Genomic DNA, 18,929 nt, shown 5'->3' on the forward strand with positions numbered 1-18,929 from the left:
CACAGCTTGAAACCTACTGGCAAGGCGCCGAAGAGGCGCCGGGGATGGCTTCCAGCAGTTGCCGGGTGTATTCGTGCTGAGGTGCGCTGAACACCCGCTCGGTAGGGGCCTGCTCGACCACCTGGCCGGCGCGCATCACCAGCACCCGGTCGGAGATCTGCCGGATCACGGCCAAGTCGTGGCTGATGAACAGATAGGTCAGCCCCAGCTCGGCCTGCAGTTCGGCCAGCAGGTCCAGGATCTGCTGCTGCACCAACACGTCCAATGCCGACACCGCCTCGTCGCACACCAGCACGTCGGGCCGCAGCGCGAGCGCGCGGGCGATCGCGACGCGCTGGCGCTGCCCGCCCGACAGCTCACGCGGCAGCCGGTTCAACACCGAGGACGGCAGCGACACCTGGTCGGCCAGCTCCCGCGCCGCGCGTCGGCGCTGCCCGCGGTCACCGAGCCGGTGGATGCGCAGCGGCTCCTCGATGGCACGTGCCACCGAATACATCGGATCCAGGCTGCTGTACGGGTTCTGGAACACCGGCTGCACCCGACGACGAAAAGCGAGTTCGGCAGCCCGGTCCATGGTGGTGACATCGGCGCCGTCGAACAGCACGGACCCTGACGTCGGCTTGAGCAAGCCGAGCACCATGCGCGCCAAAGTGGATTTGCCCGAACCTGATTCGCCGACCACGGCGAGGGTACTGGCCCGCGGCAGCCGGAACGACACCGCATCGACGGCGCGGAACTCGCTGCGCCGCCACGGTGCGCCGCGGGTTTCCCGATAGGTCTTGGTCAGCTCCGATACCACCAGGATGTCGGCGCCGCCTTGCTCGCCGACCCGGGCGGGGCGTTTGTCCCGGACCCTCAGCGACGGCGCGGCAGCAACCAGCCGGCGCGTGTACTCGTGCTGCGGTTCGCTGAGGATCGACTGCGCCGCACCGGATTCCACTACGACGCCGCGATGAACGACCACCACCGACTCGGCCCGCTCGGCGGCCAGCGCCAGGTCGTGGGTGATCAGCAGCAGCGCCGTTCCCAACTCGTCGGTGAGCTTGCGCAGATGATCGAGCACCTGCCGTTGTACGGTGACGTCCAGCGCCGAGGTCGGCTCGTCGGCGATGAGTAGTCGGGGCCGCCCGGCCAGCCCGATGGCGATCAGCGCACGCTGACACATACCGCCGGACAGCTGGTGCGGGTAGCGGCCCGCCTGCTTGGCCGGATCCCGCATCCCGGCCTCGGCGAGCAGCTCCACCGCCCGTTGCCGCGCCGCGCGACGATCGGTGTTGGCGCGCAACGCTTCCCGAATCTGGAACCCGACCTTCCAGACCGGGTTGAGGTTCGTCATGGGATCCTGTGGCACGTAGCCGATTTGGCGGCCGCGGATGGAGCGCATCGCCCGCTCACCCGCCGAGGTGATGTCGCGCCCGTCGAAAACGATGTGTCCGGCGGTGATTCGGCCTCCCGGGGAGAGTAGGCCGAGAATCGCCGCCGCCGCAGTGGACTTACCCGAGCCCGACTCCCCCACCACCGCGACCGTCTGACCCGGCAGCACCGAGAACGACATGCCGCACACCGCGGGTTGGTCGCCGAAGCTGACTTCCAGGCCCTCGACCGACAACAGCGGGTTCATGCGCGCCACGCCCTCGACGCCGGGTCCAGGCCGTCGCGTAGCGCATCGCCCATCATCATGAACGCCAGCACCGTGATCGCCAGCGCGCCGGCGGGATAGAACAGAATGGGTGATCCCGCCCGCAACCGCATCTGCGCCACGTTGATGTCCCCGCCCCACGAGACCACCGATGTCGGCAGTCCGACACCCAGGTAGGACAGGGTGGCTTCGGTGACGATGAAGGCGCCCAGCACGATCGTGGCGACCGCGATCACCGGCCCGATGGCGTTGGGTATCGCATGCCGCAGCAGAGTCTGAAATCTACCCAGCCCAAGGGCTTTGGCCGCCAGCACATAGTCACTGGAGCGCACCTGCAGCACCGAACTGCGCGCGATCCGGGCCACCTGCGGCCAGCCGAACAGAGCCAGGATGGCGATCACCGTCCACACCGTGCGGTGATGCAGCACCTGCATCAAGACGATCGCGGCCAACAGCAATGGCAGCGCGAAGAACACGTCGGCGACGCGCGACACCAGCGCATCCACCCAACCGCCGTAGAAGCCGGCCAGTGCCCCGAGCGCACCCCCGACCACAAACACCAGCAGCGTCGCGCCCAGTCCGACCGTGACCGATGCCCGCGCCCCGTAGACGGTGCGCGCGTAGATGTCGTGGCCTTGCAGGTCGGTGCCGAACCAGTGCGCCGCCGACGGCGGGAGCAGGCTCTGGCTCGGATCGGCGTAGCCGGGGTCCGCGCCGGTGAACAGCGCCGGGAACGCCGCAACCGCCAGGATCAGCACGATCAGCGCCGCGGAGATGACGAACTTCGGCCGCCTATACATAGCGGATCCGCGGGTCCAGCGCCGCGTACAGCAGGTCTACCAGCAGATTGCTGAGCAGGTAGATCAACACCAGAACCGTCACGATCGACACCACGGTGGGCGCCTCCTGCCGGGTGACGGCCTGGTACAGCACACCCCCGACGCCGTGGATGTTGAAGATCCCTTCTGTCACGATGGCGCCCCCCATCAGCGCTCCCAGGTCCGCGCCGAGGAAGGTCACCACCGGGATCAGCGAGTTGCGCAGGATATGGACCGTCACCACCCGTGGTCGCGACAGCCCCTTGGCGGTGGCGGTGCGGACGTAGTCGGCGTGGGCGTTGGCCGCGACCGCGGAGCGGGTCAAGCGCACCACGTACGCGAATGACACCGAGCCCAGCACGATTCCAGGCAGCAGCAGCCGGTCGAAGCTGGCCTGCCCGCCGACGGTGACCGGGGCCCACCCCAGCCGTACCCCGAACACGAACTGCGCCAGGAAGCCCAGCACGAAGATCGGGATCGCGATGATGATCAGCCCGGTGAGAAGAACGGTGGCGTCGAAGGAGCCGCCCTGGCGCAGCCCGGCGATCACCCCGAAGCCGATGCCCAGCACCGCCTCGATCACCAGCGCGATCAGCGCCAGCCGGATCGTCACCGGAAAAGCGTGTGCCAGAACGGCTCTCACCGGCAGACCGGAATACGCGCGGCCCAGGTCGCCGCGCAGCAGCCCGCCCAGATAGCGCAGGTACTGCACCAGGAACGGGTCGTCGAGATGGTACTGCGCACGCAGTTGCGCGGCCACCGCCGGACTCAGCGGCCGGTCGCCGGCGATAGCCGCGATCGGGTCGCCGGGTAGCAGGAACACCATCCCGTAGATCAGCAGCGTGGCACCTAGGAAGACCGGCACCATGGTGGCCAGGCGGCGCAGCACATACCAGCCCATCTCAACCCTTCACCAGGTTCTCGTAGTCGGGCATCCCGTTCCAGGTGGGCCTGACGTTGCTGACCTGGTTCGACCATCCGATGACACTGATGTAGTACCACAGCGGCACGCTCGGCATGTCGCGCAACAGGATTCGCTGTGCGACATTGGTCAGCACGTCTGCGTCGCGCAGATTGGGCGCCGCCTGGGCCGCCGCCAGCGCGGCGTCGAATTCCCGGCTGGAGTAGCCGACGTCGTTGGATCCCGCTCCGGTGGCGTACAGCGGGGCGAGGAATTCGATCATCGACGGGTAGTCGCCGATCCAGCCGGCCCGGAACGCGGTGTCGATGGTGCGGTTGCCGACCTGGGTGCGAAAGCCGGCGAAGGTGGGGTAGGGCGCACCGGCCGCGTCGATGCCCAGCACGTTTTTGATGCTGTTGGCCACCGCGTCGACCCACTCCTGGTGGCCGCTGTCGGCGTTGTAGGCGATGGCGTAGCGTCCGCTCCACGGCGAGATGGCGTTGGCTTGCGCCCAAAGTTTGCGGGCCCGTTCAGGATTGAAGTCCAACGCGTCGTTGCCCGGGATGTTCGGATCGAACCCGGGTAGCGAGCTGGCGGTGAAATCCCTTGCCGGGCTGCGTGTTCCGTTGAAGATCTGCTGACAGATCTGCGGGCGGTTGATCGCCGCCGACAAGGCCAGCCTGCGCAACCGGCCCTCCTCACCGCCGAAATGCGGCAGCCGCAACGGGGTATCCAGCGATTGACTGACAGCCACCGGGCTCTTGAGCCAGTTGCCGCCCAGATCGCGTGGATAGATGGTCAGCGCGCTGGACGGAATCGTGTCCAGCACATCGAGATTGCCGGACAACAGATCGGAATAGGCGGTCTCGAGGTTACCGTAGAACTCGAACCGCAGACCTTTGTTGCGGGGTTGGCGGTTGCCGTGATAGTCGGGATTGGGTCGTAGGTCCAACCGGACGTTGTGCTCCCAGGCCGGGCCGTCGGAGCCCTCGGCGAGCCGGTACGGGCCGTTGCCGATCGGGTGTTGCCCGAACGCGGTCAGGTCGCGAAATGCCGAGGGCGGCAGTGGGTAGAACGCGCTGTGGCCCAGACTCAGCACGAAGTCCACCGTCGGCGCCCGCAACTGCACCGTGAACTCGAGATCGCTGAGCACCTGCAGCCCCGACATGGTGGTCGGTCGTCCGGGGCCCGGCGGGCCGGCCACCTCGTCGAACCCGGCTATCGGACTGAAGAATTGTTGCTGCAGTTGGGCATTGGCACTCGCTGCCCCGTAGTTCCACGCGTCGACGAACGAGTGCGCCGTTACCGGAGACCCGTCGGTGAATTTCCAGCCCGGTTTGAGCACCACCCGGTAGTTGACGTTATCGGTGGTCGCCACGGACTCGGCGACCTCCGGGGCCGGCCGGCCGGCGGCGTCATAGGACATCAGCCCGGCGAAGAGCCGGTCGATGATGCGACCGCCGTTGCTGTCGTTGGTGCCGGTCGGGATCAGCGGGTTGGGCGGCTCGCCGCCGTTGACGACCACCAGATCGGGCGTCAGCACACCGCCGCCGCAACCGCACAGGCAACCGGCCAGCAGGGTGGCCACCAGCAGCACGGCCCCCATCCTCCGATGCATAACAGCGACCTTAAGGGGTGCGCCGCCCGAGCCCCGGTCGCGGCGGAAGATGTACGCCAGGTGACCGGGAATTGAAGGATGACCGCCGGTGCCGGGTGCGGTATTACGCTCACACCCGTGACCACCACCGATGCCGAACACCCCACGGCCTATCCGCCCCCGACGCAGTTCGCCGAGCAGGCCAACGCCCGGGCCGCGCTCTACGACCAGGCCGAGCAGGACCGCCTGGCGTTCTGGGCCGAACAAGCCGAGCGGCTGACCTGGGACACTCCCCACACCGAGGTGCTGGACTGGTCGGACGCGCCGTTCGCCAAGTGGTTCGTCGGGGGAAAGCTCAACGTCGCTTACAACTGCGTGGACCGCCACGTCGAGGCCGGCAACGGGGATCGGGTCGCCATCCACTGGGTCGGCGAGCCGGAGGGCCACGAGCGCACGCTGACCTACGCGGACCTGCAGCGGGAGGTCGCTAAGGCGGCCAACGCGCTGGCCGGCCTGGGCCTGGTCGCCGGGGACCGGGTGGCCATCTACCTACCGCTCATCCCGGAAGCCGTGATCGCGATGCTGGCCTGCGCCCGGCTGGGCATCATGCACACGGTGGTGTTCGGCGGCTTCACCGCGCACGCGCTGCGGGCCCGCATCGCCGACGCCCAGGCCAAGCTGCTGATCACCGCCGACGGTCAGTTCCGCCGCGGCCACCCGGCTCCGCTCAAGGAGGCCGCCGACGAGGCCGTCTCGGTCGAGGACAGTCCCGTCGAGAACGTGATCGTGGTGCGGCGCACCGGAATAGACGTGGAATGGAACGACGACCGCGACCTGTGGTGGCACGAGGTGGTCGACGAAGCGTCGCCCGAACACACCCCGGAGGCGTTCGACGCCGAGCAACCGCTGTTCCTGCTGTACACCTCCGGCACCACCGGAACGCCCAAGGGCATCGTGCACACCAGCGGCGGCTACCTGACCCAGTGCGCGTACACCATGCACGCCGTCTTCGACGTCAAACCGGAGCGTGACGTGTTCTGGTGCACGGCCGACATCGGCTGGGTCACCGGGCACACCTACGGCGTCTACGGTCCGCTGTCCAACGGCGTCACCGAGGTGCTCTACGAGGGCACCCCCAACACACCCAGCGAGCACCGGCATTTCGAGATCATCGAAAAGTACGGCGTCACAATCTATTACACAGCGCCGACGCTGATCCGTACGTTCATGAAGTGGGGCCGGGAGATCCCCGACGCGCATGACCTGTCCAGCATCCGGCTGCTGGGTTCGGTCGGCGAGATCATCAACCCCGAAGCGTGGCGCTGGTACCGCGACGTCATCGGCGGCGGACGCGTGCCCGTCGTCGACACCTGGTGGCAGACCGAGACGGGTGCGGCGATGATCTCCCCGCTGCCCGGTGTCAGCAAGGCCAAGCCCGGCTCGGCGATGACCCCGCTGCCGGGCATCTCGGCCAAAATCGTCGACGATCACGGCGAGCCGCTACCGCCGGACGAGGACGGCGAGACACACGTCACCGGCTATCTCGTCCTGGATCAGCCGTGGCCGTCGATGCTGCGCGGCATCTGGGGCGACCCGGAGCGGTACCGCAGGACGTACTGGTCGAAGTACCCCGAGCACGGCTATTACTTCGCCGGTGACGGCGCCCGGTTCGACCCCGACGGCGACATCTGGGTGCTGGGCCGCATCGACGACGTGATGAATATTTCCGGGCACCGCATCTCCACCGCCGAGGTGGAGTCCGCGCTGGTCGGGCACCCGGGGGTGGCCGAGGCGGCGGTGGTCGGGGTCACCGACGACACCACCGGCCAGGCAATCTGCGCGTTCGTGGTGTTGCGCGGCAACTACGAGGCCACCGACGGCACCGTCGAGGAACTGCGTGCCGAGGTCGCCCACGAGATCTCGCCGATCGCCAAGCCGCGCGAAGTCCATGTGGTGCCGGAGTTGCCGAAGACCCGCAGCGGCAAGATCATGCGCCGGTTGCTGCGCGACATCGCCGAGAACCGCGAGCTGGGCGACACCTCGACGCTGCTGGATCCCAATGTGTTCGACGCGATCCGCGAGGCCAAGTAAGCGCGTCAGGAAATCGGCACGAAACCGGAGCCGGGCCGGTTCTTGGCGACGATGTCGGCCAGGTCGGCGTTGATCGACATCACCACCGCCGGCGTGTGCAGCGGAATGTATTTGGTGATGCAGCTGGGCAGGCTGTCGCTGAAGGCGCCGTGGATCATGCCGACCAGCTGGCTGTCCACCGTGACCGGCGCCCCGGAGTCGCCGGGCCCACCGCACACCTGCATCAGGATGGTGCCCGGGTCCTGGCCGGGTCCCCAGGTCACGCCGCACGAGTTACCGGTGGTGCGGCCCTGCTTGCAGGCGACCTGTCCGAACGTCGGGTCGGGTCCGATGCCGTTGATGGCGAAGCCGTTCAGGTTGGCCACCGGCGTCACCTTGGCCGGGTCGAACTTGATGACCGCGTAGTCGAGGCTGTCGTTGCCGGCGACCATGGTGCCCACCGGACCCCGGTTCTCGGCGTCCTCGGCAGCGACGGGAGCGCCCGGGCCGCCGCAGTGCGCCGAGGTGAAACCGATCAGGTCACCACGATTGTCGTGGCCGATCGCGGTCAGCGTGCACAGCGTGCCGGTGTTGACGACGATGCCCGCGCCACCACCCAGCGGCACCTTCTCGTCGGCGTTGGCGGTGCCGGCCGGCGCCAGCAGCAGGCCCAGGAACACGGCCAGGACGGCCGCGATGGCGGGTACGGGGCCGCTAGGCGCCTTCGGCAAAGTATTACTCCCGTCGGGATTTTGAACCTGGAGAAAGTTCGGAGACCAGTGCGTCAGTGTAGAGGATCGTCCCATGGCGGCCGGGGCCGTTCCGAGCAGCCGACAACCTCAGTTCGCGGGCCGATCCGGCGTCGTTCACGGACGGTTCGGCTGGCCTCGTCCGGCAACGGTTCACATGGCAACATAAGCGGCGACGCGGCGCGCCGGTGGGGCGCTGGACGAAGGCGTGAAACGGAGAGGACCGTCTGTGAGCAAACCCGATAAGAACGGTGTGCCCAACACGCTGACCACGATCCCGCTGGCCGACCCGCACGCCCGGGCCGGTGAGCCGACGGTGGGCGACCTGATCAAGGATGCGACCACGCAGATGTCGACGCTGGTGCGCGCCGAGGTCGAGTTGGCCCGCGCCGAGATCACCCGGGACGTGAAGAAAGGCCTGACCGGCAGCGTCTTCTTCATCTCCGCGCTGGTCGTCCTGTTCTACTCCACCTTCTTTCTGTTCTTCTTCCTGGCCGAACTGCTCGACACCTGGCTGTGGCGCTGGGTGGCGTTCCTGATCGTCTTCGCGATCATGGTCGTGGTCACCGCGGTGCTGGCACTGCTGGGCTTCCTGAAGGTGCGCCGGATCCGGGGGCCGAGCAAGACCATCGAATCGGTGAAGGAATTGCCCAGCGCGTTCACGCCGGGTCACGACAAGACGCCGTCGACCTCGAACGTCCCGGCGATCACCTCGGACAAGACACCCACCGATCCCTCGGGTTGGTAGATGCCGGCTCCAGATCCGTCGATGGTCCGCATCGGCGGGCCTTGGCGCCATCTGGACGTGCACGCCAACGGTATCCGGTTCCATGTCGTCGAGGCTGTTGCCGACGATGTGGAGGCTGGTGTGCCGGCCACCGCGCGGCCGCTGGTCATCCTGCTGCACGGGTTCGGCTCGTTCTGGTATTCCTGGCGCCACCAGTTGCGGGAGTTGCGCGGGGCCCGGGTGGTCGCGGTCGACCTGCGCGGCTACGGCGGCAGCGACAAACCGCCGCGCGGCTATGACGGCTGGACGCTGGCCGGCGACACCGCCGGGTTGATCCGCGCGCTCGGGCATTCCTCGGCGACGCTGATCGGCCACGCCGACGGCGGGCTGGCCTGCTGGGCCACCGCGCTGCTGCATTCGCGGCTGGTCCGCGCCATCGCCCTGGTCAGTTCGCCGCACCCGGCCGCATTGCGGCGAGCCACGCTGACCCGCCGCGACCAGGGTCGCGCGCTGCTGCCCACACTGCTGCGTTACCAGACGCCGCTGTTTCCCGAGCGGCTACTGACCAGGAACAACGGCGCCGAGATCGAACGGCTGGTGCGTAGCCGCAGCAGTGCCAAATGGGTTGCCTCCGAGGATTTTTCGCAATCCGTCGACTACCTGCGCCAGGCCATCCGGATCCCGGGGGCCGCGCATTGTGCGCTGGAGTATCAGCGGTGGGCGGTGCGCAGCCAGCTGCGCACCGAAGGCCACCGTTTCATCAAGTCGACCGTGGCACCCCTCGGCGTGCCGCTGCTGCACATTCGCGGCGACGCCGACCCCTACGTGCTGGCCGCGCCCGTCGAGGGGACCCAGCGCTACGCGCCGCACGGACGCTATATATCTGTGGCCGGCGCCGGGCATTTCAGCCACGAAGAGGCTCCGCAGGAGATCAACCGGCACCTGATGAGGTTCCTCGATCAGCAGCGGGTCAGGTGACGCAGGCGCCGGTGTTGACCTGCTGGGTGGCGCCGATCTTGGTCAGCTGACTGTTCACTTCCTCGGCGGTCAACACGAAGCCGGTGTCGGCGTCGTCGACCGCGGCGCCGAACACCACGCCGAGCACGCGACCGTTCAGGTCGATCAGCGGCCCGCCCGAATCTCCTTGTTCCACATTGGCTCTGATCGTGTAGACGTCGCGGGTCACCTGCTGCGGGCTGTGGTAGATGTCGGGTCCGCTGAGCTTGATGATCTCCCGGATCCGGGCCGGGGTGGCAGTGAAGTTGCCGCCGCCCGGGTAACCGAGGACAACCACGTCGGTGCCGGTCTTGGCCGGGGCGGTGGCGAACTCGAGTGGCGCCGACGGCAGTCCCGGCACGGCGAGTATGGCGATGTCCACCTGAGGGTCGTAGGACACCACGGTGGCGTTGTAATCCTTGCCCGCCACCTGCAGCGAGACATTGTTGGATCCGGCCACCACGTGCGCGTTAGTCATCACCCGCTCCGGAGCGATCACGAAGCCGGTGCCCTCCAAGATCTTCTGGCAGCTCGGCGCCATGCTGCGGATCTTGACGACGCTGGGCGCGACGGTGGCGACCACCGGGTTGTTGGCCAGCGCCGGATCCGGCGAAGCGACCGGAATGATCGGGGTTCGGCTGAACGGCGGCAGCACCGCCGGCAGACCGGAGATGTTGAGCAGCGCCGAAAGCCGCTTGGGCACCGTCTTCAGCCAGGTCGGGGCCACCTCGTTGACTTCGGCGAGCACCCGCGAGCCACGGACCGCGGCGGCCAGCTCCGGCTGATCTTTGGACTGGGTCAGCGGTGTCGCCAGCAGCCAGGCCGCCGTGAGCACCACCACGAGCTGCAGCCCCACCCCGATCACCGAGTCGACCAGGCGGACCGGCCGGTTGCGGATCGCACTGCGCACGGCCCGGCCCAGCACCACGCCGGCGACCTCGCCGACCACCACCAGGGCCAGGATCACGAACAGCGCGGCGAACAGTTTGGCGCGCGGCGCCGAGATGTGGCCGACCAGGTGCGGCACCAGCAACACCCCGGCCATACCGCCGAGCACCACCCCCGCGAACGACAGCATGGAACCCAGTGCGCCGGACCGCCATCCGGAGATCGCGGCGATGAAGGCCACCGCCAGCACCGCGATGTCGAGCCACTGCGACGGGGTCATCGAGTTCATCGGTCGTCACCGACCAGCACCATCGCGTCATCCAGCTCGCGCAGGTCGTCGGTATCCCACGGCTGGGACCAGCCCGCGACGTCGAGCATCGCGGAGATCACCTGCCCGGTGAAGCCCCACACCAGCATCTGGTTCAGCAGAAACGCCGGCCCGGCCCAGCGCTTGCCCAACGTGCCGCGGTAGACCATCAGCCGATTCTCCGGGTTGATGAACGCGCGCACCGGGACCCGCGCCACGATCGCGGTCTCGGCGTCGTTGACAACGGTGACCGGCCCGGGATCCGGCGAGTACGCCAGCACCGGGACGACGTGGAAGTTCGACGGCGCGATGAACGTCCGTTCCATGGTGGCCAGCGCATGCAGTCGGGTGACGTCGATCCCGGTCTCCTCACGCGCTTCCCGCAGCGCGGTCGCGACGGGACCGTCGTCACCGGGATCCGATGCGCCGCCGGGGAAGGCCGCCTGCCCGGCGTGGTGGCGCAGCGTGGAGGCCCGCACGGTGAGCAGCAGGTCGGCGTCGTCGGGTACGCCGGTCTCGGCAGGGGTGTGGTGCGGTCCGGAGAAGAGCACCAGCACGGCGGCGTCCCGGCCGGTGCGGCGCAGCGACGACACCGATCTGGCCGCGGTCACCATGGCGAGAACGTCGGCCGGCAGGCGGCGGCGGTACGCGTCGGGGATCTGGTCGACGTTGTCGACGAGGGGCCGAAGCCACGGCGGGCCCACGTCCGGAGTCAGGGGAATCGCTGCGGTCACCGGCGCCTCCCTCCTAACCCGCGCCATCTCCTACCGCGGCCGCGATCTCGTCTGCACTGTCGAAAGCCCGCGGCAGGGTTTTCGCAACGCTACCGTCTGGCCGCAGCACCACCGTCGCGGGCATCACGTTAACCATCCGCAGCGCGGACGCCACCCGGCGGCGGCCGTCCTGCAGCGTCGGCAACCGAACGCCGAGCTCGGCCAACCGGAGCAGCGCGGCCGTCTCGTTCTCGTCCTGGTGCACCGTCAGCACCAGCACGTCGTCCCCGGCCCGCCGTTGATATTCGGCCATGGCGGGCAGTTCGGCAGTGCACGGCCCACACCAATACGCCCACAAATTGACCACCACGCGGCGCCCGGCCAGCGCTTTCGCCACGTCGACGGGAGCGCCGTCGGCCGCACACTCCACTACCACGCCGCGCAGTGCCGGCGGCCCGTCCCCGCTGCCGGGGGCGGGACAGGGCGGCAGCCCGGCGCGCTGGCGCGGGCCGGCCAGCGCCGCGGGGGTGTCGTCGTCGCGGTGTTCACGCAGGGCAGGCGCCGGGGTCCCGGACGGCGTGGTGTCGTCCCGCAGTTGGGCCACCAGGGCCGCCACCATCGCGGCGGCCACCGCCAGTATCGCGACGGTCCAGCGGACTCTGGGTGTCAAAGCCCGGCCAGGGCCAGCAGATGGTCGGTTTCCGGGCCGTTGACCAGGGGCGCGGCCAGCAGCGGTTCGGTGGGTCCCAGCCCGAAGGACGGGCAGTCCTTGGCCAGCACGCACACCCCGCACGCGGGTTTGCGGGCGTGGCAGACGCGGCGACCGTGGAAGATCACGCGGTGGCTGAGCAGCGTCCATTCTTTGCGCTCGATGAGTTCACCGACAGCGTGCTCCACCTTGACCGGGTCCTCTGCTGCGGTCCACCGCCACCGCCGCACCAGTCTGCCGAAGTGGGTGTCGACGGTGATGCCGGGAATGCCGAACGCGTTGCCCAGGATCACGTTGGCGGTCTTGCGGCCGACGCCCGGCAGTGTCACCAGTTCTTCCATGGTCTTGGGGACTTCGCCGTCGAACCGCTCGACGAGCGCTTGGCCCAGCCCGATCAGCGACGACGCCTTGTTGCGGTAGAAGCCGGTGGGACGGATCAGCGCCTCGAGTTCCTCGCGGTCGGCCTGCGCGTAATCCAGGGCCGTGCGGTAGCGGGCGAACAGCGCCGGCGTCGTCAGATTGACCCTTTTGTCGGTGCTCTGCGCGGACAGGATGGTGGCCACGGCCAGTTCCAGCGGCGAGGTGAAGTCCAGTTCGCAGTAGACGTGTGGAAAGGCTTGCGCCAGTGCGCGATTCATCCGCCGTGCCCGGCGCACCAAACCGGCGTGGGTCTCGGTCGCGAAGCGCTTGGCGAGCACCGGACCGGGCGGGACGGGCTTGGTTTTGGAACGCCCGGATGATTTCGCCGCTGTCACCTACGACAGAGTACTGATTTCGTAATCTCGCTGAGACCTTCGCAGTGTTTACTCTCCTTGTGTTGTGGTTGCTGGTGGCCTGCATTCCGGGGTTGCTGATGCTCGCGACGCTCGGGCTCGGGCGCTTGGAGAAGATGCTCGCCGAGGGCAGCGTGACGGCCACCGACGTCGCCGATTTTCTGGACCAGGCAGACGCAGTCGACATGCGCACGCTGGCACGGGAGGGCATGCCCGAGGCGCTGGAGTACCTGCACCGCCGCCAGGCGCTGGGTTTGGCGGCGGCCCCGCGGCCCAAGCAGCTGACCGGTCGCCATCACGCCGAGACATTGTTTGCCGTCGAATACGTCGGACGTATCGAATCGGGCGCGTCCGCCCGGCACGCGGCCGGCTTCGAGTCGATTTACCGGGCCAACGCACAGGTTACGGTGACTCGACACGTCAATCGTGTGTAGCGTTGGCAGGTCGCGCCGTTTGGCCTACCTTTAGACTCGTGTCGACCGTCACAGGTTGGCCTGCCCATATCAACTTCGTTAGAACCTGAACAGGCAAGAAGAGGCAACGTGGACGAGATCCTGGCAAGGGCAGGAATCTTCCAAGGGGTTGAACCCAGCGCAGTCGCTGCGTTGACCAAGCAGCTGCAGCCCGTTGATTTCCCCCGCGGACACACGGTTTTCGCTGAAGGCGAGCCGGGCGACCGGCTGTACATCATCGTCGCCGGCAAGGTGAAGATCGGTCGCCGCTCACCGGACGGCCGAGAGAACCTGCTCACCATCATGGGCCCGTCGGACATGTTCGGCGAGCTGTCCATCTTCGACCCGGGTCCCCGGACGTCCAGCGCGACGACGATCACCGAGGTACGCGCGGTTTCGATGGACCGTGATGCGCTGCGGGCCTGGATCGCCGACCGCCCGGAGATCGCCGAGCAGCTGTTACGCGTGCTGGCCCGCCGGCTGCGCCGTACCAACAACAACCTGGCTGACCTGATCTTCACCGACGTGCCGGGCCGGGTGGCCAAGCAGCTGTTGCAGCTCGCTCAGCGGTTCGGCACCCAGGAGGGTGGCGCGATGCGGGTGACCCACGACCTGACCCAGGAGGAGATCGCCCAGCTGGTGGGCGCGTCGCGGGAGACGGTGAACAAGGCGCTGGCCGACTTCGCGCACCGCGGCTGGATTCGCCTGGAGGGCAAGAGCGTGCTCATCTCGGACTCGGAGCGACTGGCCCGCCGGGCTCGCTGACCCGTCGAGCCCTGCTCAGCCGCGCAGGTGGTCCAGCTGCACCTGCACCGACCATTCGGCGGCGTCCCACAGTTTCTCGTCGACGTCGGTGTAGACGTGCTCGACCACCTGCCGCGCACCGGCGTCCTCGCCGAGTTCGCGCAGGGCGGCGCGCACCTGCTCCAGCCGCTCCTGCCGATGCGCCAGGTATCCCTGCGCGACGGCTTCCAGATCGGGCAGCTCCGGCCCGTGCCCGGGTAATACCGCTCGGGCGCCCAGCCCGCGCAACCGGTGCAGCGATTCCAGATACGCGGTCAGGTTGCCGTCTTCTTTGTCCATCACGGTGGTGCCGCGACCCAGCACAGTGTCGGCGGTCAGGACCGCATCCTCGAGCACGAACGACAACGAGTCGGCGGTGTGCCCGGGGGTGGACATCACCTTGATCTTCACTCCGGCGGCGTCGATCACTTCACCGTCGATCAGGTGGCCGCCGAGTCCGCGCAGGAAACCGCTGCCTGCCGAGCGCACCGTTGCCCCGGTCAAGTCGACCAGCTTGTCGATGCCGTCGGTGTGGTCGACGTGACGATGGCTGATCAGCACCAGGGTGATGCGGCCCAGCGCGGCAACCCGGGCAATGTGCTCGTCGTCGTCGGGGCCGGGATCCACGATCACCAGCTCGTCGCTGCGCGGGCCGCGCAACACCCAGGTGTTGGTGCCCTCCAGCGTCATCAGCCCGGGGTTGTCGCACAGCAGCACCGAGACGGTGTCGGTGACGGGGCGCAGCTGACCGTAGGCGGGATGGGTGAGCGCTGTCGTGTCGGGCATCGGCCGCTAACCGACCTCCACGATGAGCTCCACCTCCACCGGCGCGTCCAGCGGCAGTTCGGCCACACCGACGGCCGAGCGCGCGTGCTTGCCGGCGTCGCCGAACACTTCGGCCAGCAACTCGGAGGCCCCGTTGACGACGCCCGGCTGGCCGTGGAAGCCCGGCGCGGAGGCGACGAATCCGACCACCTTGACCACTTGGGTCACCGCGTCGAGACCGACCAGCGCATCGACGGCGGCCAACGCGTTGAGCGCGCAGGTGCGTGCCAGCGACTTGCCGACATCGGGGGCCACGCCGGCGCCGACCTTGCCGGTGCCGGTCAGCTTGCCGTCCACGAACGGCAACTGGCCCGCGGTGTAGACGAGGTTGCCGGTGCGCACGGCGGGAACATAGGCCGCCAGCGGTGCGACCACCTGCGGCAGTTCCAGGCCGAGTTCGTGCAGCCGGGCTTTGGCGCTCACTTAGGGCGCTTCAGATAGGCGACGTGCTGTTCGCCGGTGGGTCCGGGCAGCACCGACACCAGTTCCCAGCCGTCGGCGCCCCACTGATCGAGGATCTGTTTGGTGGCGTGGGTGAGCAGCGGAACCGTGGCGTACTCCCATGTGGTGGGTTGGGTCATGCCGCGAGCTTATCGGCCAAACCGGTAGGGCTAGCATGCGATGGTGGCAAACACATCGAGCGGCGGTAGCTCCGTCGGGTGGCCGTCGCGGTTGTCCAAGGCCCGCCTCCATTTCGTCACCGGCAAGGGCGGCACCGGGAAGTCGACGATCGCGGCAGCGCTGGCACTGACCCTGGCCGCGGGCGGCCGCAAGGTGTTGTTGGTGGAAGTCGAAGGGCGCCAAGGCATTGCGCAACTCTTCGACGTGCCGCCGCTGCCCTACCAGGAAGTCAAGATCGCCACGGCCGAACGCGGCGGCCAGGTCAACGCGCTGGCGATCGAGCTCGAGGCGGCATTCCTGGAGTACCTGGACATGTTCTACAACCTGGGCCTGGCGGGTCGCGCGATGCGCCGGATCGGCGCCATCGAGTTCGCGACGACGATCGCACCCGGCCTGCGTGACGTGCTGCTCACCGGCAAGATCAAGGAGACGGTGATCCGGCTCGACAAGAACAAACGGCCGCTGTACGACGCGATCGTCGTCGATGCGCCGCCCACCGGTCGCATCGCCAGGTTCCTGGATGTCACCAAAGCGGTTTCGGACCTGGCCAAAGGGGGCCCGGTGCACTCGCAGGCCGAGGGTGTGGTGAAGCTGCTGCACTCCGACCAGACCGCCATCCACCTGGTGACGCTGCTGGAAGCGCTGCCGGTGCAGGAAACGCTGGAAGCCATCGAGGAACTCGCCGAGATGCAGCTGCCGATCGGGAGCGTGATCGTGAACCGCAACATTCCCGCGTTTCTCGACGCCGGGGACTTGGCCAAGGCCGCCGAGGGGGTCGTGGACGCGGACTCGGTGCGCGCCGGGCTGGCCACCGCCGGCATCGAACTCGACGACGACGATTTCGCCGGTCTGCTGACCGAGACCATCGAGCACGCCACCCGGATAGCTGCCCGCGCCGAGACCGCGCAACAGCTCGACGCGCTGCAGGTGCCACGGCTGGAGTTGCCGACCATCGCCGACGGCGTCGACCTGGGCAGCCTGTATGAACTTTCCGAAGTGCTTGCACAGCAAGGGGTTCGATGAACATGACGCACCCGCATAAACCCGAAACCCTTGACATGGCAGCACTTCTGGCCGACACGTCCAATCGTGTGGTGGTGTGCTGCGGCGCGGGCGGCGTCGGTAAGACCACGACCGCGGCGGCGATCGCGCTGCGGGCGGCCGAATACGGCCGCACCGTGGTCGTTTTGACCATCGACCCGGCCAAGCGACTCGCACAAGCGTTGGGCGTCAACGACCTTGGCAATACGCCACAACGGGTGCCGTTGGCTCCGGAGGTGCCCGGCGAGCTGCACGCGATGATGCTCGACATGCGCCGCACGTTCGACGAGATGGTGGTGCAGTACTCGGGATCCGATCGGGCGCAATCGATTCTGGACAATCAGTTCTATCAGACCGTCGCCACGTCACTGGCCGGCACGCAAGAGTACATGGCCATGGAGAAACTGGGGCAGTTGCTGGCTCAGGACCGCTGGGACCTGGTGGTGGTGGACACCCCGCCGTCGCGCAACGCGCTGGACTTCCTGGACGCTCCCAAACGGCTGGGCAGCTTCATGGACAGCCGGCTGTGGCGACTGCTGCTGGCGCCCGGCCGGGGCATCGGCCGCCTGGTGACCGGGGCGATGGGGTTGGCGATGAAGGCGATGTCGACAATTCTGGGCTCGCAGATGCTCGGCGACGCCGCGGCGTTCGTGCAGTCCCTGGACGCCACCTTCGGCGGCTTCCGCGAGAAGGCCGAACGCACCTACTCATTGCTCAAGCGCCGCGGCACCCAATTCGTGGTGGTGTCGGCCGCGGAGCCCGACGCGCTTCGCGAAGCGTCGTTCTTTGTCGACCGGCTGTCTCAGGAAGGTATGCCGCTGGCGGGACTGGTGCTGAACCGTACCCACCCGACGCTGTGCTCGTTGCCGGTCGAGCGGGCCATTGACGCCGTCGAGAAGCTGGAGGCCGACGATTCGGAGACGGCATCCTTGGCCGCCGCAGTGCTGCAGATCCATGCCGACCGCGCGCAGACAGCAAAGCGGGAGGTCCGGCTGTTGTCCCGGTTCACCGGCGCCAACCCGCACGTTCCCGTCATCGGCGTGCCGTCACTGCCGTTCGACGTGTCGGATCTGGATGCGTTGCGCGCCCTGGCCGACCAGATCACGTCGGTCGGCTAACTCCCGAAATCGGTTTCACCTGCGGTGATGGGTCTGACTACCCGCGTTATTTGACGCCGATGCAATGGTAACGGCCGTCGCCGTGCCCGTTCACCCCGGTAAATAGCGCCCTGACCTGCGTAAACAGCGGATCCCGGTTAGTTTGCTGGGCTATCGTGTAATAGAAATGTAATGATGAATACGCCAGGCCGAACGTCGTCCGACTCCGCTAGCTGAGCGCCCCGCCTAGGGTCGGCATCCTGCCGGGGACGGGCCTGACCGGCCGAGCCGCGTTTCGTCGCCGCGGTCACGGGGAGCCGCTCCGCATACCCGGCGAGCTGCGACGATATGGCCTCACCGCAGCGTTATTCGACGCTGGTTCAACGGCGCCCAATAACGGCGCATCGGTCAGCAAGCCAAAAAATGCCTACTGAGCTGCGAAAACAGCGTCATAGCACGCCGACTCCGAGGCATGCTGTAACGGAAATGAAATGATGAACGGGGTTGCCCGCCGGGGGTTCAGACCGGTTGTCAGATGATGCTGCGCCGCTTGCGCTTGTCGAAGTAGTCCGACCACGAGACAACCTCGGGGTGCTGCTTGAGCAGAGCCCGGCGCTGACGCTCGGTCATCCCGCCCCAGACGCCGAATTCGACCTTGTTGTCCAGGGCGTCAGCACCGCATTCCTGCATGACCGGGCAGTGCCGGCAGATGACCGCGGCCTTGCGCTGCGCGGCGCCTCGTACGAAGAGTTCGTCGGGATCGGTCGTCCGGCACAACGCCTGCGATACCCAGGCAATGCGGTCGTCCGCCTCGACGCTGCGCAGCAGGTTGCCGGTGGACGTTAAGTTCGTCTTGCGTGCGCCCGGGCTTGTTCCTGACACGAGCTGATCCCTTCCTTTCGGTCGCTAGCGGCGACCGCCCTCCTCGGGTACCAGCCAAGGTGCGATTTGAGACACTCCGCGCGCATCGCTGTTACCTGAATCTCACTGCGTATATAAGTTAGGTGGTCGAGCGCCAATTGCGCAACAGTACGATAACGCTTTTTCTGGCACAACCGTCCCGTCTTCGGTCGGCCAGCCGGGCAAAACGATCCAACTCGTCCCTTTTTGTGGCCCTGACCTGTGCCATCGGCGCGACCGCGACGACCACCTCGGCGGCAAACCTGTTCAACACCTGCTGAAGAATTTTTTTCCACCCGCGCGGCGTGGGCACGTGACGAAGG

General features: G+C 67.7%; 21 protein-coding genes. 7 read left to right on the plus strand and 14 right to left on the minus strand.

The window, feature by feature from the left end:
- Nucleotides 1-13: 13 nt before the first annotated feature.
- From L6444_RS28055 to L6444_RS28070, 4 genes are read right to left on the minus strand one after another with little or no spacing between them, the layout of a single operon-like run.
- Nucleotides 14-1,621, minus strand: coding sequence for a dipeptide ABC transporter ATP-binding protein (locus tag L6444_RS28055; protein ID WP_236984459.1), 1,608 nt, complete (start codon nucleotides 1,619-1,621; stop codon nucleotides 14-16).
- A complete protein-coding gene (locus L6444_RS28060) occupies nucleotides 1,618-2,439 on the minus strand; it encodes an ABC transporter permease (protein WP_236978630.1) in 822 nt (273 codons plus the stop codon). Before L6444_RS28060 ends, L6444_RS28055 begins: the two co-directional genes overlap by 4 nt.
- Entirely contained in the window at nucleotides 2,432-3,358 is a 927-nt protein-coding gene (locus tag L6444_RS28065; protein ID WP_236978631.1) for an ABC transporter permease, read from the minus strand. Before L6444_RS28065 ends, L6444_RS28060 begins: the two co-directional genes overlap by 8 nt.
- A gap of 1 nt (nucleotide 3,359) precedes the next feature.
- A complete protein-coding gene (locus L6444_RS28070) occupies nucleotides 3,360-4,976 on the minus strand; it encodes a peptide ABC transporter substrate-binding protein (RefSeq protein ID WP_238305133.1) in 1,617 nt (538 codons plus the stop codon).
- Between the two features lie 78 nt (nucleotides 4,977-5,054).
- Here L6444_RS28070 and acs point away from each other — a divergent pair, with 78 nt between their 5' ends.
- On the plus strand, nucleotides 5,055-7,046 hold the full coding sequence (gene acs / locus L6444_RS28075) for an acetate--CoA ligase (RefSeq protein ID WP_370653045.1): 1,992 nt from the start codon (nucleotides 5,055-5,057) through the stop codon (nucleotides 7,044-7,046).
- A 5-nt stretch (nucleotides 7,047-7,051) separates the two neighbouring features.
- Here the strand turns inward: acs and L6444_RS28080 are convergent, their stop codons facing one another.
- Nucleotides 7,052-7,723: a S1 family peptidase gene (locus L6444_RS28080; RefSeq protein ID WP_236984461.1), complete on the minus strand. Its 672-nt coding sequence runs from the start codon at nucleotides 7,721-7,723 to the stop codon at nucleotides 7,052-7,054.
- 280 nt (nucleotides 7,724-8,003) lie between these two features.
- On the opposite strand from L6444_RS28080, the gene L6444_RS28085 reads away from it, so the two are divergent.
- On the plus strand, nucleotides 8,004-8,522 hold the full coding sequence (locus L6444_RS28085) for a phage holin family protein (RefSeq protein ID WP_236978634.1): 519 nt from the start codon (nucleotides 8,004-8,006) through the stop codon (nucleotides 8,520-8,522).
- Nucleotides 8,523-9,479: an alpha/beta fold hydrolase gene (locus L6444_RS28090; RefSeq protein WP_236978636.1), complete on the plus strand. Its 957-nt coding sequence runs from the start codon at nucleotides 8,523-8,525 to the stop codon at nucleotides 9,477-9,479.
- On the opposite strand, the gene marP is transcribed toward L6444_RS28090, so the two are convergent.
- From marP to nth, 4 genes are read right to left on the minus strand one after another with little or no spacing between them, the layout of a single operon-like run.
- Entirely contained in the window at nucleotides 9,472-10,665 is a 1,194-nt protein-coding gene (gene marP / locus L6444_RS28095; RefSeq protein ID WP_236984464.1) for an acid resistance serine protease MarP, read from the minus strand. The genes L6444_RS28090 and marP overlap by 8 nt on opposite strands.
- Before the next feature lie 5 nt (nucleotides 10,666-10,670).
- Nucleotides 10,671-11,453 (minus strand): NUDIX hydrolase, encoded by a 783-nt coding sequence (locus L6444_RS28100; RefSeq protein ID WP_236978637.1) that lies wholly within the window; start codon nucleotides 11,451-11,453, stop codon nucleotides 10,671-10,673.
- Nucleotides 11,440-12,024 carry a TlpA family protein disulfide reductase gene (locus L6444_RS28105; RefSeq protein WP_236984466.1) on the minus strand — a complete coding sequence of 195 codons (585 nt, stop codon included), beginning with the start codon at nucleotides 12,022-12,024 and terminating at the stop codon, nucleotides 11,440-11,442. The genes L6444_RS28100 and L6444_RS28105 overlap by 14 nt, the downstream gene beginning before the upstream one ends.
- 47 nt (nucleotides 12,025-12,071) lie before the next feature.
- Nucleotides 12,072-12,752 (minus strand): endonuclease III, encoded by a 681-nt coding sequence (gene nth / locus L6444_RS28110; protein ID WP_236984468.1) that lies wholly within the window; start codon nucleotides 12,750-12,752, stop codon nucleotides 12,072-12,074.
- Nucleotides 12,753-12,913: 161 nt separating this feature from the next.
- Between nth and L6444_RS28115 the strand changes: the two genes are divergently transcribed.
- Complete coding sequence (locus L6444_RS28115; RefSeq protein ID WP_236978638.1) at nucleotides 12,914-13,321, plus strand: hypothetical protein; 408 nt, start codon at nucleotides 12,914-12,916, stop codon at nucleotides 13,319-13,321.
- 108 nt (nucleotides 13,322-13,429) lie between these two features.
- Nucleotides 13,430-14,104 carry a cAMP-activated global transcriptional regulator CRP gene (gene crp / locus L6444_RS28120; RefSeq protein ID WP_036362963.1) on the plus strand — a complete coding sequence of 225 codons (675 nt, stop codon included), beginning with the start codon at nucleotides 13,430-13,432 and terminating at the stop codon, nucleotides 14,102-14,104.
- 15 nt (nucleotides 14,105-14,119) lie between these two features.
- Here the strand turns inward: crp and L6444_RS28125 are convergent, their stop codons facing one another.
- Genes L6444_RS28125 through L6444_RS28135 form a run of 3 tightly spaced genes read right to left on the minus strand, consistent with a single transcriptional unit; the run spans nucleotide 14,120 to nucleotide 15,528 of the window.
- On the minus strand, nucleotides 14,120-14,908 hold the full coding sequence (locus tag L6444_RS28125) for an MBL fold metallo-hydrolase (RefSeq protein ID WP_236978639.1): 789 nt from the start codon (nucleotides 14,906-14,908) through the stop codon (nucleotides 14,120-14,122).
- A gap of 6 nt (nucleotides 14,909-14,914) precedes the next feature.
- On the minus strand, nucleotides 14,915-15,370 hold the full coding sequence (locus L6444_RS28130) for a RidA family protein (protein ID WP_236978640.1): 456 nt from the start codon (nucleotides 15,368-15,370) through the stop codon (nucleotides 14,915-14,917).
- Nucleotides 15,367-15,528: a DUF4177 domain-containing protein gene (locus tag L6444_RS28135; protein WP_099051178.1), complete on the minus strand. Its 162-nt coding sequence runs from the start codon at nucleotides 15,526-15,528 to the stop codon at nucleotides 15,367-15,369. The genes L6444_RS28130 and L6444_RS28135 overlap by 4 nt, the downstream gene beginning before the upstream one ends.
- Before the next feature lie 40 nt (nucleotides 15,529-15,568).
- On the opposite strand from L6444_RS28135, the gene L6444_RS28140 reads away from it, so the two are divergent.
- Together L6444_RS28140 and L6444_RS28145 are read left to right on the plus strand one after the other, a co-directional pair.
- A complete protein-coding gene (locus L6444_RS28140; protein ID WP_236978641.1) occupies nucleotides 15,569-16,591 on the plus strand; it encodes an ArsA family ATPase in 1,023 nt (340 codons plus the stop codon).
- A gap of 2 nt (nucleotides 16,592-16,593) precedes the next feature.
- Entirely contained in the window at nucleotides 16,594-17,727 is a 1,134-nt protein-coding gene (locus L6444_RS28145; protein ID WP_370653046.1) for an ArsA family ATPase, read from the plus strand.
- Between the two features lie 510 nt (nucleotides 17,728-18,237).
- Here the strand turns inward: L6444_RS28145 and L6444_RS28150 are convergent.
- Nucleotides 18,238-18,588, minus strand: a complete 351-nt coding sequence (locus L6444_RS28150; protein WP_236978643.1) for a WhiB family transcriptional regulator — start codon at nucleotides 18,586-18,588, stop codon at nucleotides 18,238-18,240.
- 118 nt (nucleotides 18,589-18,706) lie between these two features.
- Nucleotides 18,707-18,919 (minus strand): hypothetical protein, encoded by a 213-nt coding sequence (locus tag L6444_RS28155; protein ID WP_236978644.1) that lies wholly within the window; start codon nucleotides 18,917-18,919, stop codon nucleotides 18,707-18,709.
- Nucleotides 18,920-18,929: the final 10 nt, after the last annotated feature.

Origin of the sequence: Mycobacterium kiyosense, from assembly GCA_021654635.1 — a bacterium.
Classification (GTDB): domain Bacteria; phylum Actinomycetota; class Actinomycetes; order Mycobacteriales; family Mycobacteriaceae; genus Mycobacterium; species Mycobacterium kiyosense.